Source organism: Mangrovicoccus sp. HB161399 (assembly GCF_013184745.1).
Lineage (GTDB): Bacteria > Pseudomonadota > Alphaproteobacteria > Rhodobacterales > Rhodobacteraceae > Mangrovicoccus.
The window spans coordinates 132,051-145,423 of record NZ_JAATVU010000001.1 but is presented as its reverse complement, the minus strand read 5'-3'; the positions used below and the strand labels follow the sequence as shown (position 1 = coordinate 145,423).

Sequence of the window (13,373 nt, the reverse complement as noted above, 5' to 3'; positions counted from 1 at the left end):
AGGCGGCAACCCGCCGGGTTCACCGCGAAGTCATGACGGCCGGCGCGGTTTTCGTGTAATCTGCCGGAAATGCCCGGGTATCCAGGTCCAGCAGAGGGACGTGTCCTTGTTCCAGCCCCATCTCGCCGCCATCCGCTTCGGCACCGGGCGCAGTCCGGTCCATCCCGATCCCGCCTCGGCACAAGCCATGCTGGACGCGCTGTCAGGCCCCGACAGCGGCGCCGCGGCCTTCCCGGTCTCGCCGATGGACGACGTGCTGCCCTGGGTCGAACCCTATCGCGCGCTGGTCAAGGCCAGGAACCAGGGTGACGCCGATCCGCAGGAGGTCCTCGACATGCTCAAGGAAATCCGCAAGTCGGAGCGCCGCCACTGGCTGGAGGGGCTGGCATCGACCGTGTCGCGCGGGGTCGCCGCGGATGACGGGTTCCGCGACCGGCTGACCCTGTTCTGGGCGGACCATTTCACGGCCGCGGGGCGGGGGGCCTTCCTGCGGAACCGGGTGGACACCTATGTCGACGCCGCGATCCGGCCGAACGTGGCGGGCAAGTTCGCCGACATGCTGAAGGCGGCCGAACTGCATCCGGTCATGCTGCAGTATCTCAACCAGAACACCTCGGTCGGACCCGGCTCGAAGCTGGCGGAAAACCGGCCGAACCGGCGGCTGGGTCTGAACGAGAATCTCGGCCGGGAGCTGCTGGAGCTGCATACCGTCGGGGTCGATGCGGGCTACGGCCAGGAGGATGTCCGCCAGATGGCCGAGCTGCTGGCGGGGCTCAACGTGACGAACGAGATGGAAATGGTTTTCCAGCCGGGCCGCGCCGAGCCCGGGGCCGAACATGTGCTGGGATTCTCCTCCAGCCCGCGGCGCGACCAGCTGCAGGACATCCTGAACGCGCTCGACTACCTGGCGGTGCATCCCGACACGGCTGCGCATCTCAGCCGCAAGCTGGCGGTGCATTTCGTTTCCGACACGCCGGACGAGGACCTGGTGGCCTCGATGGCCGCGCGCTACCGCGAGAGCGGGGGCGACCTGATGCAGGTCTATGACGCGATGCTGTCGCATCCCGCCGCCTGGGCGCCCGAGCTGCAGAAGATCAAGCGGCCGGTGGATTACGTCACCAGCGCGCTGCGCGGCCTGGGCGCCGATCCGCATGCCCTCGTCGCCACCGCGCGGGAGACGCCGCGCCAGACCTACCGGGATCTGGTCAATCCGCTGATTTTCATGGGACAGCGCTGGGGCGAGCCCGACGGGCCGAACGGCTGGCCCGAGGAAGGGGCGGCCTGGATCACCGCCAATGCGCTGGCGCAGCGGCTGAAATGGGCGATGCGGGCCTCCTCCATGCCGGGCGTGCCCGCGATGGCGGAGCCGCTGCAGCTGGCCGAGGCGGCACTGGGGCCGCTGGCGGGGGAGCGGCTGCGCTTTGCCGCCGGGGCTGCCGAGACGCGCGGCGAGGGGATCGGCCTGGTGCTGATCTCGCCGGAATTCCAGAGACGCTAGGACAGGAGTCGCGACGATGCAGGACTTTTCCCGATCCGCCCGGCTGACGCGCCGCACGCTGCTCCGCGGCTTCACCGGCTGCTGCCTGGCGGCCAGCCCGCTGGTGACGCCGGTCACCCTGGCCTCCGCCCCCTCCGACCACCGGCTGGTGGTGATCGTCCTCAGGGGCGCGATGGACGGGCTCGACGTGCTGCGCCCGGTGGGCGATCCGGACTATGCGGCGCTGCGGCCGGGGCTGGCCGCGGGGCCGGAGGCGCTGCCGCTCGACGGCTTCTTCGCGCTCCATCCGGAACTGGCCGAGCTGATGCCGCTCTGGCAGGCCGGGCAGCTGGGCTTCGCCCATGCGGTGTCGACGCCCTACCGCGACAAGCGCAGCCATTTCGAGGGGCAGGACATCCTCGAGGCCGGGCTGCCGGCGATGGAGGGCGCGCATAGCCGCGACTCGGGCTGGCTGAACCGGCTGGCGGGCCTGATCCCCGGCGCGACGGCGCGCACGGCCTTTGCCGTGGGGCGCGAGTCGGACCTGATCCTGCGCGGCCCGGCCCCGGCCAGCAACTGGTACCCCCAGCGGGCGGACACGCTCAGCCCGCAGGGCAAGCGGCTGGCGGAGCTGGTCTTCCATGACGATCCGCTGTTCCGCGACCAGGCGGCGCGGATGTTCGAGCTGGCCGCGGAGGATGCCGAAAGCGCCGACCGCTCGCAGCCGCAGCATGTCCAGGTGGCGGAATACCTGTCGCAGCAGCTTCTGGGCGAGACCCGGCTGGCGGCCTTTTCGATCACCGGCTGGGACACCCATGGCGGGCAGGAGGCGGCGCTGAAGCGGCCGCTGAAGCAGCTGCGCGAGACGATCCTGCACCTCCAGGCGGGCCTTGGCCCGGTCTGGGACCGCACGGCGATCGTGGCCATGACCGAGTTCGGCCGCACTGCGCGGGAGAACGGCACCAAGGGAACCGATCACGGCACCGGCGGCGCGATGCTGATGGCCGGGGGGGCGGTGCGCGGCGGCAAGGTCTTCGGCGGCTGGCCGGGTCTCGACGAGGCCTCGCTCTACGACCGCCGCGACCTGATGCCGACCGGCGACGTCCGGGCGCTGGCGGCCGGGGCGATCCGCACGCTTTACGGCACCGGCGCGGGCGATCTGGAAAGGACGGTCTTCCCGGGGCTCGACATGGGCGGCGCGCCGCAGATCGTCCTCTGACAGGCGGCCGCGGGCGGCATCCTGGTCCCGCGCAGCGCGCTGCTGGCGGCCTTCCAGACGCTCGCAGGTCCGTCCGGGAAGCTGTCCGGGTCGGCCCGGGCGCTCGACGGGCCATGATCCGGAGCGGTGCGGGCGCTTTTCGGCGCCAGGCTGGGGCAGGTCGGGCGAACCGTTCGGCCGGTTCCGGCAAGGTCGGGATGCGCCGCTGACCTTCTGCATCGGCGCTGCGGGCCCCGCGGCCGCCCCGGGGCGGATTCCGGCCGGAAGAACTGTCCGCTGCCGGCGTTGCCCGGGTTCGGCCGGCAAGCGCTCGCCCCGCTTCGGGCAAGGCGGCGAGCCCGCTCGCCGAAGCCCGCTGGCATGCTGCAATGGCGCCGACGTGTCGAAGCGCCGGAACAGCGGCACGTCGCGCCTGACGGCCGGACAACCTCCTGTCCGTGACACCCGCACTTTTCCCGGCAAGGCGATTCCGCTCTGGAGCGGCCATCCAATGGGCGCCATCGGCGCGCCGATGTGGCTCCGCCGGGGCTTTCCCGCCGGTGTGCTGGGCGGGGCCAGCTTGGGCGCCGGGCAGCATGCCTGGACAGGGGCGCCCGCGGGATCCGCTTGGCAGGGCTGCGGCGGGCCGCACGAGCTGCGGGACCGGCGATTGGCCTGCGGCGGCCGGCCGGCATCTGCCGAAATGGGGGTCCGGCGCAAGCTCCGGCCGGAGGCACCGCCGCCATCGCGCTGCGCCCGCAACCAGTGCGGCAGCCCGTGCAGGATCCGTGCCGCGCGCCCGCGAGGTTTCACGAAACTGACACGGAACCGTCATGCGCGCGTTGCGGTGCGCAGGGACCTGTGGCGCGATTTGCACCGGAACCAGGGGATTCCCATGACCGCACGCCTTATGTGCCTGACCTCCGTGCTCGCGCTGGCCGCCGGGTCGGCGATGGCCGAGATGAATTTCAACCGCATCGCCAGTTTCGCCACCTGGCACAACATGGCCGAGGGCGAGGACACCGCCCGCGAGACCTCGCCGGAAATCATGGTCGCTACGCCCGACGGCATGACGCTGGTCTATTCCGACAGCCCGCTGGGCGTGATCGGCCTGATCGACATCACCGATCCGGCCGCGCCGAAGCCGCTGGGCAATGTCGACATGCAGGGCGAACCGACCTCGGTCGCCGTGATCGGCACCCGCGCCTATGCCGCCGTCAACACCTCCGGGTCCTATGCCGATCCGTCGGGCAAGCTGGTCACCATCGACCTCGCCTCGAAGGCCGTGACGGCCGAATGCGACCTGGGCGGCCAGCCCGACAGCATCGCCGCGGCGAAGGACGGCAGCTTCATCGCCATCGCCATCGAGAACGAGCGCGACGAAGACCTGGGCGACGGCCGCGTCGGCCAGATGCCCGCGGGCTGGCTGTCGATGCTGGACGTCACCGATGCGGGCGCCGACTGCGCCAGCCTGAAGACCGTGGACGTCACCGGCCTGGCCGAGGTCGCGCCGGAAGACCCCGAGCCGGAATATGTCGACATCAACGGCCTCGGAGAGACCGTGATGACGATGCAGGAGAACAACCATATCGTCGTCGTCTCGAAGGAGGGCGAGGTGATCGCCAGCTTCTCCGCCGGGGCCGTCGACCTGGCCGAGGTGGATCTGGACGACGACCGCGCCTCGATCCTGCCGGTCAGCGAGCAGCCGGGCCGCCTGCGCGAGCCCGACACCGTGAAATGGCTTGATGACGACCATTTCGCCACGGCAAACGAAGGCGACATGGATGGCGGCAGCCGCGGCTGGACCATCTGGAACAAGGACGGCTCCGTCGTCTACGAGTCGAATTCCTCCTTCGAGCATGCGCTGGTCTCCATCGGCCACTATCCGGACAAGCGGTCGGACGCGAAGGGCGTGGAGCCGGAATCCCTGGCGCATGGCACTTTCGGCGGCGTGCCGATGGCCTTCGTCGGTTCCGAGCGCGGCGGCGCCTTCGGCGTCTATGACGTCACCGACCCGGCCAACCCGGTGCTGAAGCAGCTGCTGCCCTCGGGCATCGGCCCGGAGAGCTTCGCCGTGATCGAGAGCCGCGGGCTGATCGCCTCGGCCAACGAGACCGACCTGATCGAGGATGGCGGCGTGCGCGCCCATGCGATGATCTACCAGTACCAGGAGGCGCCGGCCGCCTATCCGATGCTGACCGCGGACGGGCTGCGCGACGGGAACGGCGTGCTGGTCGGCTGGGGCGCGATCTCGGGACAGGTGGCGGCAGAGGACGGCACGCTCTACGCGGTGACCGACAGCTTCTACGGCAAGCAGCCGACGATCTTCCAGATCGACGTCTCCTCGAGCCCGGCGAAGATCGTCAAGGCGATCCGCGTCACCCGAGACGGCGCCCCGGCCGCGCACATGGACATGGAGGGCATCACGCTCGACGGCGATGCGTTCTGGGTGGCCAACGAGGGCAATGCCGACAAGGGCATCCCGCATGCGATCTACAAGGTCGGCATGGACGGCGCAATCATCGAGGAGGTGCTGATCCCAGAGGCGCTGGCGGCGAACCAGACCCGCTTCGGCTTCGAGGGCATCGCCAAGATCGGCGGCACGCTGTGGATGGCCACGCAGCGCGAGTGGAAGGACGATCCGGAGAACACCGTGAAGCTCGTCGCCTACACCCCCGCGACCGGCGAATGGGGCGCGGTGCGCTACGGCAAGGCGCAGCCGGAGACCGGCTGGGTCGGGCTGAGCGAGATCACCCTGCATGGCGATTACGTCTATGTCGTCGAGCGCGACAACCAGATCGGCGAGAACGCGGTGACCAAGAAGATCTACCGCATCCCGGCCTCGGCCATGGTGCCCGCCTCTCTGACCGGGGGCGACATGCCGATCGTGCCGAAGGAAGAGGTCCGCGACCTCATCCCCGACCTGACGGCCACGGGGGGCTTCGTGCTCGACAAGGTCGAGGGCCTGGCCATCGCCGCGGACGGCACGGCCTGGGTCTCCACCGACAATGACGGCGTCGACGACCATTCCGGAGAGACGATGTTCTTCTCCGTGGGCAAGCTCGACTGAGCGCCCGTCCGTCCGAAGATCTGGACAGCAGCCTGCTCCGCGGGCTGCTTTTCCTCATTTTTGCCGCACTTCCCGCAGCGTCTGTCTGTGTAAGGCGTTCAATACTTGCCTTCGAAGCAAGTTGGCTATCATGTGCGGCGAAAAAGGTTTTGCCGTGTCACAGCTGCCGGTCCATTCCATAGACGGACGTCTCCTGCGCCTCTTTCTGGAGGTCTACGAAAGCAATTCTGTCAGCCGGGCGGCCGAGCGGCTGGGCCTCACGCAGTCGACGGTCAGCCACGGGCTGGAACGGCTGCGGCGCGGCCTGGACGATCCGCTCTTCGTCAAGGACGGGCGCAACATAGTGCCGACCGCCCAGGCGGACTATCTGGCGCCGCGGATCCGCCAGGCGCTGTCGGCGCTGGAGGCGCTCAGCGAGCCGCAGGATTTCATGCCCTCGCGCGAGACCCGCGCCGTTACCATCGCCTGCAACGCGCACGAACTGCATGTCGAGGCCGCCGCCATTCTCGGCGCGCTGCGCCGCGAGGCGCCGGACCTGCCGGTGCGCTTCCTGCCGCTGGGCCGCGCGGGCATCGCCCGGTCGCTGCTCGACGATCCTTCGGTCGATCTGGCGATCGGCGTGCGGATGGGGCCCTATGCCCAGGAATTCGAGAGCGTGCCCCTGCTGTGCGACCAGCTGGCGGTGTTCCACGATCCGCAGCAGCGCGGGCCGGTCGCCAGCCTCGAAGACTTCGCCATGGCACAGCACGCGGTGCTGAATTTCGGCGGCGGGCGGCCCTCGCTGGTCGACCGGCGCCTGGCCGAAATGGGGCTGAAGCGGCAGATCCACCTGGAAGTGGCAGAGATCGGCCTGCTGGGGGCCCTGGTGCGCGGCACCTCGATGATCACCACGATGCAGGCGCGCTTCGGTGCGACCGCCCTTTCCGGGCTGGCGCATTGCCCGCCGCCGATGGAACTGCCGCGGGTGCAGTACGACATGGTCTGGCACAGCCGCCAGAGCCAGTCCCGGCGCCACCTGTGGTTGCGCGAGACGGTGATCCGCGCGGCGGGCCAGTCGCCGGTCTGAGCCTCAGCCCTCCGCCGCGAAGCGCGCCTTCCAGGTCGGCACCACGTCGCCGGGCGCTTCGCTGGCCTCGTAGACGCCGCGGGCGATGGCGCGGGCGAGGCAGGTCGCGGCGGCATGGCCGAGCTGCATTTCCTGCGCCAGCGGCTCGGTCAGCGGCTGCGTGCCGGTCGCGGCGGCGAAGACGAGGTCGCCGTCCAGCGGGGTATGCGAGGGCAGGATGGCCCGGGCCATGCCGTCATGGGCTGCCACTGCCATGCGATGGGCCTGGGCCTTGGTCAGCTGGGCATTGGTGGCGACGATGGCGATGGTGGTGGATTCGCCGAGCGCGCGCGGCAGCTGCGCCTCCAACAGCGGCGGCGCGGCCTGCGCCATGCCGCGCCCGCCGAATTCCGCCCCGGCCTCCCAGGGCGCGGCCCAGAATTCCGGCCCGTCTCCGACCGTCACCGCGCCGAGCGCGTTGACCGCCACAAGCGCGCCGACGGTCAGTCCGCAGGGCAGGCGCAGCGAGGCGGAGCCGAGCCCTCCCTTGAGCGGCCCTGCCGAGGCGCCGGTGCCGGCCCCGGCCGAGCCGAGATCGAAGACCGGCCCGGCGGTCATCAGCGCGCGGTGGCCGAGCGCGGGATAGGGGCTGTCGGCCCAGCCCTTGTCGCCGCCGTTGAGCAGGTCGAAGAGGATCGCGGCCGGCACGATCGGCACCCTCTGGCTGCCGACCTGGTAGCCGCGCCCCATGGCGCGCAGCCCCTGCATCACGCCGGAGGCGGCGTCGAGCCCGAAGGCCGAGCCGCCGGAGAGCACCAGCGCGTCGACCCCCTGCACCAGCTTGTCCGCCGCCAGCGCGTCAGTTTCGCGCGTGCCGGGCGCGCCGCCCATCACGTGGACCGCGGCGGTGAAGGGGCGGTCGGCGGTCAGCACGGTCACGCCGGTCTTCGCCGCCGCATCCGCGGCATTGCCCACGCGCAGCCCGCCGACATCGGTGATCAGGTTGCGCTCCCCCGGAGTCATCATGGTCTTCGCCCTTTCAGCTGCCCGGCGCTTTCCCTATATAAGACCCAGGACGCCCTCTGCCGAAAGGCCTTTGACATGCCGGACCCCGCCCCGCGCAAGACGCCGGACGGTCCCGAAGGGCCGGTGCCCGGCGGGAACCCCGGCCGTGGCAGGCGCGTTCGCCCCCGGACACTGAAGACATGCCCGCCCGGACCGCTCCGCCCGGTCCGGCCGGGAAACCGGGACATCCGGCCCGGCAGCGCGGCGGAGACGGAGAACTTTATCGATGATGCGTAAACTGAGCCTGATCCTGTTCGCAGCGGTCGTCGTGATCGTGGCAGGCTTCCTCAGCTACACGCTGCCCCGGCAATATGTCGTGCGGGTGGTCAATACCGAGACCCAGCGGATGGATACCTCGGGCAGCTGGTTCTTCGCCAATTCCGAAAAGCAGGGGTCCGACGGGACGCGGGACATCTACATCATCCAGACGATCCGCGAGGGCGGCAAGCCGAAGGTGTTCCGCAACGAGGATACCGGCTGGGGCTGGCCGCCCTATTTCAAGTTCGACAGCGCCAACGTCCAGGCCGAGGCCTCGGACCTGATCTCCTCGGCGGACAACCCGAACTGGGCGGTGGTCAAGAGCTATGGCTGGCGCAGCGAGATGTTCTCGATCTATCCCAACGCGCTGAAGGTCTATTCCATCGACGGCCCCGACGCGAAGCCCTGGCCGGTCTTCAACATCATCGTCATCCTGGCGCTGATCGTGGCCTGCGCGCTGGCCTACCGGGCGATCCACCGCTTCTGGGACAAGCGCGTCGACCCGATGATCGACCGGGTGGCGGATGTCTTCGACGGCGACGAGGACGAGAAGGCCGCCGAGCGGGCGCCGGTCAAAAACAAGGGCTGGTTCCGCCGCTGAGGCGGATCGCGGCATAGGACGGGAAGGGGGCCGCGGCCCCCTTTTTCGTGCCTGCAGCCGGCGCTGGGCGGGTCAAGCGCTGCCTGTCCTCCGGCGCCCGGCGGCGGCCGCGATGCCGCCGCACAGGACGATGGCGGCATGGGCAGGGCCGATGTCGCCGCGAGGCGCAGCCAGCCCGTCCAGCCGAAGTCGCCAAGGGCGGCTTTCCGGGGTTCGGCTGCTGCGACGGGCGCCAGCCAGGTGCCGGGGCCGTTTCCCGGCAGCCTTCCGGATGGTGTTGCAGATCCGGCTTGCAACAGGCGGCGATCCTTCCAGCCAGGCCTTCGGTGGTCGGCCAGCCGCCCGGCGTCAGCGGCTGGGTGTGAGACTTTCATGGGTGCGGAAGGCCGGATCGGACTGGTTGACGGGGCGGCTTGCGGGCCTGCCCCGGCATTCTCTCCCGGCTCGGGCGCGGACAGGCGGCCCGGGCAACCGGCGAGGGGCCCTTTGCAGCGGTTTTCCGGCAAGGTTCCGTTAACCAGGTGCGAGTCGCCCGGCCGGATGGCACCGATTGGACGGACGGCTGCGGCAGGAGAGGGCCGGGAATTCCGCACCTGCGGTCCGCGGCCCGCGCGGAGGCGCCGGTGAGGGCGGTTAAGGTCTCGCAGCTGCGGCAAGCCGCGGAAAGCGTTGCGGAAGCCCGTCCGCGTTAACGGTTGGTTCACAAATTTCCTAATGATCAGAACGGGTTGTGCTTCGTCTGGCGGCTCGCCGCGCTTGACAGGCCGCCCGTTCCGGAGTATCACTTCAGGCAAGCTAGAAGAGATGGGCAAGGCACCCCGGGGCGACCTGGACGGTGCCTTTTTTCGTCTCTGCTCGTGCGGTGTTCCACGCATGAGAGAGTAGGTTGGTACCCAATGACGTTGATCTGTGCTGAGCAGGAAAACGGCGGCGCCGCGGCGATCGTCGCGGATGCCTTTGACAAGTTCGAGCGCGCTTCGCGGGCTCTGAACGAGATGATCCGGAAACTCGAGGACGGGGATTGCAGCGATGCCGCGGAGGCGAAGAAAATCGTCGCCGCGCTCGATGCCGCCTCGGACACGGCCCTGAAAGCGAGGATGAAGCTCGATGAACGAAATAAGCAACGTGCCGGGATCGCGCATGACTTCGCCATCGACTTCGATGCCGCCCGATCTGAGATCGGGCGCCGCCTGGCTTGCCTGCGCAGAGCAGACGGTCAGGGATGAGTTCCTGAACGGATTGTCGGAGGGAGCGCTTCTTGCGCTCCCTTTCTGTTTCGAGTTCTGGGCGCTGCCGCACCAGCTGCCGCCGCAGGGCGACTGGAAGACCTGGGTGATCATGGGCGGGCGCGGCGCAGGAAAGACGCGCGCTGGGTCGGAATGGGTGCGCTCCGAGGTGGAGGGCTCGTTGCCCTTGGATGCCGGGCGCTCGCGGCGCGTGGCGCTGGTCGGCGAGACCTTCGACCAGGTGCGCGCGGTGATGATCGAGGGCGACAGCGGCATCCTGGCCTGTTCGCCGCCGGACCGGCGGCCGCAATGGGTGGCGTCCAAGAAGCGGCTGGAATGGCCGAACGGCGCGATCGCCGAGGCGTTCTCCGCCCATGAGCCGGAGGCGCTGCGCGGGCCTCAGTTCGATGCCGCCTGGGTGGACGAGCTGGCGAAGTGGAAGCGGGCGGAGGACGCCTGGGACATGCTGCAGTTCTCGCTCAGGCTGGGCCAGACGCCGCGGCAGGTGGTGACGACGACGCCGCGGAACGTGGGCGTGCTGAAGCGCATCCTCGACACGCCGAGCACGGTGGTGACCCATGCGCCGACGGAGGCGAACAAGGCCTATCTGGCGGCGAGTTTCCTCGAGGAGGTGCGGGCGCGCTACGACGGCTCGCGCCTGGGACGGCAGGAGCTGGACGGCATCCTGCTGGAGGATGCCGAAGGCGCGATGTGGACCATGGGCATGCTGGAGGCGCTGGGCCTCGACCGGCCGCCGCAGATGGACCGGGTGGTCGTGGCGGTCGATCCGCCGGTGACGGGCCATGACGGGTCGGACGAATGCGGCATCGTCGTGGTCGGCGCTCGGACGCAGGGACAGCCGCAGGACTGGCAGGCCTGCGTGCTGGAGGATGCCTCCGTCAGGGGGGCGAGTCCGCAGGTCTGGGCGCAGGCGGCCCTGGAGGCGATGGCGCGGCACGGCGCCGACCGGATGGTGGCGGAGGTCAACCAGGGCGGCGACCTCGTGGAAAGCGTGATCCGGCAGATCGATCCTCTGGTGGCGTTCCGTGCGGTGCGGGCGACCAAGGGCAAGGTGGCGCGGGCGGAGCCTGTCGCGGCGCTCTACGAGCAGGGGCGGGTGCGCCATGTGCGCGGGCTGGCGAGCCTCGAGGACCAGATGTGCCAGATGACGGCGCAGGGCTACCAGGGCAAGGGCAGCCCCGACCGCGTCGATGCGCTGGTCTGGGCGATGACCGACCTGATGATCGAGCCGGCGCAGCGCTGGACCCGTCCGCGTCTCCGCGGGCTTTAACGGTCCGGTAACCCCCTCCGCGCGGTGGATGGCGCGGATTTTAACTGAATTCGAACATTCTCCCCCATGTCGGCGGAGAGCTGCTGGCGAAGCGGAACGAAGGAGTTGTGGCCGATGATATTCGATTTCCTGAGGCGCGAGGGCGCGGCGGCCCCGGAGCAGAAGGCATCGGCCACCGGGCCGCTGATCGCCTGGTCCGGGGCCGGCAGGGTCGCCTGGTCTCCGCGCGATGTCGGTTCGCTGACCCGCAACGGCTTCACCGGCAACCCGGTCGGCTTCCGTTCGGTGAAGCTGATCGCCGAGGCGGCGGCCGCCCTGCCGCTGGTGGTGCAGGACAGCTGCCAGCGCTACGACATCCACCCTGTCGGCGGGCTGATCGGCCGCCCGAATGCCGGGCAGGGCCGGGCGGAGTTCCTGGAAGCGCTCTACGGCCAGCTGCTGCTCTCCGGCAATGGCTATGTCGAGGCGGTGGGCGGCGAGGACGGGCTGCCGGTCGAGCTGCATGTGCTGCGTTCGGACCGGATGTCGGTGATCCCCGGTGCCGATGGCTGGCCGGTCGCCTACCAGTACGACGTCAACGGCCGCAAGCTGCGTTTCGACATGACGGGTGGCGCGCAGCCGGTCTGCCATATCCGCAGCTTCCACCCGCAGGACGACCATTACGGCCTGGCGCCGATGCAGGCGGCCGCAGTGGCGATCGACGTCCACAACGCGGCCTCGAAATGGTCGAAATCGCTGCTCGACAACGCGGCGCGGCCTTCGGGTGCGCTGGTCTACCAGTCCTCGGACGGCATGGGGAGCATGTCGGACGACCAGTACCAGCGGCTGGTCGACGAGATGGAGGCGAATTACCAGGGCGCGCGCAATGCCGGGCGGCCGATGCTGCTGGAAGGCGGCCTGGACTGGAAGCCGATGGGGTTCTCGCCCTCGGACATGGAGTTCCAGAAGACCAAGGAGGCTGCGGCGCGCGAGATCGCGCTGGCCTTCGGGGTGCCGCCGATGCTGCTGGGCATTCCGGGCGACGCGACCTACGCGAACTACCAGGAGGCCAACCGCGCCTTCTACCGCCTGACCGTGCTGCCGCTGGCGAGCCGGGTGGTGGCGAGCCTGAGCCACTGGCTGACCGGCTTCACCGGCCATTCCGTCGAGATCAGGCCCGACCTGGACCAGGTTCCGGCGCTGGCCGCCGAGCGCGAGGCGCAGTGGCGCCGGATCGCCGGGGCGGATTTCCTGAGCGCGGCGGAGAAGCGCCAGATGCTGGGCCTGCCGCCGCTCGCTGCGGAGGAGGCGCCAGGTGACTGAACTGAAACGGGTTCCCACGGGGTCCCGGTTTCTGTTCGAACCGTTCCAGTACGGCCCCAAGGAGTTCCAGGAGGCCCATGACAAGATCCTCGACATGAAATTCGCGGCGGTCGACGTGCGGCTGGAACGGATCGAGGCGCTGATGGAGCGGATGGAGCGGCGGCTGTGGCTGACGGTCTATGGCGTGGTGGCCGTGATCCTCGCCCAGGCGGTGAAGACTTTGCTGATGATGACCCCGACAGGAGGGCCCTAGGATGTATCTGACAGGCAACGGACTCGAGCAGAAGTTCTGCCGCTTCGACGAAGGGGTCGTGGTGACCGACGGCCACGAGATCGAGGGCTATGCCAGCCTCTTCGGCGCCACAGACCAGGGCGGCGACGTGGTGGCGAAAGGTGCCTACGAGGCAAGCCTGAAGCGGCTGGCGGAGACCGGCCGGCGGGTGAAGCTGCTGTGGCAGCACGACCCGGCCCAGCCGATCGGCATCTGGACCGAGGTGCGCGAGGACGCCAAGGGGCTCCACGTCAAGGGGCGGCTGCTGACCGAGGTCGAGAAGGGCCGCGAGGCGGCGCGGCTGATCGAGGCGGGCGCGATCGACGGCCTGTCGATCGGCTACCGCACGATCCGCGCCTCGAAGGATGCCGAAGGGCGCCGGGTGCTCAACGAGGTCGAGCTTTGGGAAGTGTCTCTGGTGACCTTCCCGATGCTGCCCGACGCGCGGCTGTCGCAGCCCATGGCCGCGAAATCCGGGGATTCCGCAGAAGAGACGCTGCGGGAACTGGCGGGAGTGTTCCGGCACGCCCGCGAGGTGCTGGCCGGGCAAGGCTGAGCCAGCGTTTTCA

At 69.7% G+C, this 13,373-nt stretch carries 11 protein-coding genes; 10 read left to right on the top strand and 1 reads right to left on the bottom strand.

Annotation, left to right across the window (positions count from 1 at the left end):
• Positions 1 to 100 precede the first annotated feature (100 nt).
• The 4 genes from HCC78_RS00680 to HCC78_RS00665 all read left to right on the top strand — a co-directional run bounded on the left by HCC78_RS00680 (position 101) and on the right by HCC78_RS00665 (position 6,811).
• Positions 101 to 1,498: a DUF1800 family protein gene (locus HCC78_RS00680; RefSeq protein ID WP_371743750.1), complete on the top strand. Its 1,398-nt coding sequence runs from the start codon at positions 101 to 103 to the stop codon at positions 1,496 to 1,498.
• A gap of 16 nt (positions 1,499 to 1,514) precedes the next feature.
• Entirely contained in the window at positions 1,515 to 2,696 is a 1,182-nt protein-coding gene (locus HCC78_RS00675; RefSeq protein WP_172326803.1) for a DUF1501 domain-containing protein, read from the top strand.
• Positions 2,697 to 3,570: 874 nt separating this feature from the next.
• Entirely contained in the window at positions 3,571 to 5,745 is a 2,175-nt protein-coding gene (locus tag HCC78_RS00670; protein ID WP_172326802.1) for an esterase-like activity of phytase family protein, read from the top strand.
• A gap of 154 nt (positions 5,746 to 5,899) precedes the next feature.
• The gene (locus HCC78_RS00665; RefSeq protein WP_172326801.1) at positions 5,900 to 6,811 is read left to right on the top strand and encodes a LysR family transcriptional regulator; all 912 of its coding nucleotides are present in this window, start codon (positions 5,900 to 5,902) and stop codon (positions 6,809 to 6,811) included.
• A gap of 3 nt (positions 6,812 to 6,814) precedes the next feature.
• On the opposite strand, the gene HCC78_RS00660 is transcribed toward HCC78_RS00665, so the two are convergent.
• Positions 6,815 to 7,813, bottom strand: coding sequence for a P1 family peptidase (locus tag HCC78_RS00660; RefSeq protein ID WP_172326935.1), 999 nt, complete (start codon positions 7,811 to 7,813; stop codon positions 6,815 to 6,817).
• A 268-nt stretch (positions 7,814 to 8,081) separates the two neighbouring features.
• Between HCC78_RS00660 and HCC78_RS00655 the strand changes: the two genes are divergently transcribed.
• From HCC78_RS00655 to HCC78_RS00630, 6 genes are all read left to right on the top strand, one after another.
• Positions 8,082 to 8,714, top strand: coding sequence for a DUF1523 family protein (locus tag HCC78_RS00655; RefSeq protein ID WP_172326800.1), 633 nt, complete (start codon positions 8,082 to 8,084; stop codon positions 8,712 to 8,714).
• Between the two features lie 896 nt (positions 8,715 to 9,610).
• Positions 9,611 to 9,940, top strand: a complete 330-nt coding sequence (locus tag HCC78_RS00650; protein ID WP_172326799.1) for a permease — start codon at positions 9,611 to 9,613, stop codon at positions 9,938 to 9,940.
• The gene (locus HCC78_RS00645; protein WP_172326934.1) at positions 9,876 to 11,231 is read left to right on the top strand and encodes a DNA-packaging protein; all 1,356 of its coding nucleotides are present in this window, start codon (positions 9,876 to 9,878) and stop codon (positions 11,229 to 11,231) included. Before HCC78_RS00650 ends, HCC78_RS00645 begins: the two co-directional genes overlap by 65 nt.
• A gap of 114 nt (positions 11,232 to 11,345) precedes the next feature.
• Positions 11,346 to 12,533 carry a phage portal protein gene (locus HCC78_RS00640; RefSeq protein ID WP_172326798.1) on the top strand — a complete coding sequence of 396 codons (1,188 nt, stop codon included), beginning with the start codon at positions 11,346 to 11,348 and terminating at the stop codon, positions 12,531 to 12,533.
• Positions 12,526 to 12,786 carry a hypothetical protein gene (locus HCC78_RS00635; protein ID WP_371743749.1) on the top strand — a complete coding sequence of 87 codons (261 nt, stop codon included), beginning with the start codon at positions 12,526 to 12,528 and terminating at the stop codon, positions 12,784 to 12,786. Before HCC78_RS00640 ends, HCC78_RS00635 begins: the two co-directional genes overlap by 8 nt.
• Before the next feature lies 1 nt (position 12,787).
• Positions 12,788 to 13,360: an HK97 family phage prohead protease gene (locus HCC78_RS00630; protein ID WP_172326797.1), complete on the top strand. Its 573-nt coding sequence runs from the start codon at positions 12,788 to 12,790 to the stop codon at positions 13,358 to 13,360.
• The last annotated feature ends 13 nt before the right edge of the window (positions 13,361 to 13,373 follow it).

Excerpts from the sequence above, each read along its gene's own strand:
- HCC78_RS00655 (WP_172326800.1), top strand. The coding sequence starts at position 8,082 with ATGATGCGTAAACTGAGCCTGATCCTGTTCGCAGCGGTCGTCGTGATC.
- HCC78_RS00670 (WP_172326802.1), top strand. The coding sequence starts at position 3,571 with ATGACCGCACGCCTTATGTGCCTGACCTCCGTGCTCGCGCTGGCCGCC.
- HCC78_RS00650 (WP_172326799.1), top strand. The coding sequence starts at position 9,611 with ATGACGTTGATCTGTGCTGAGCAGGAAAACGGCGGCGCCGCGGCGATC.
- HCC78_RS00630 (WP_172326797.1), top strand. The coding sequence starts at position 12,788 with ATGTATCTGACAGGCAACGGACTCGAGCAGAAGTTCTGCCGCTTCGAC.
- HCC78_RS00660 (WP_172326935.1), bottom strand. The coding sequence starts at position 7,813 with ATGACTCCGGGGGAGCGCAACCTGATCACCGATGTCGGCGGGCTGCGC.
- HCC78_RS00640 (WP_172326798.1), top strand. The coding sequence starts at position 11,346 with ATGATATTCGATTTCCTGAGGCGCGAGGGCGCGGCGGCCCCGGAGCAG.
- HCC78_RS00675 (WP_172326803.1), top strand. The coding sequence starts at position 1,515 with ATGCAGGACTTTTCCCGATCCGCCCGGCTGACGCGCCGCACGCTGCTC.
- HCC78_RS00645 (WP_172326934.1), top strand. The coding sequence starts at position 9,876 with ATGCCGCCCGATCTGAGATCGGGCGCCGCCTGGCTTGCCTGCGCAGAG.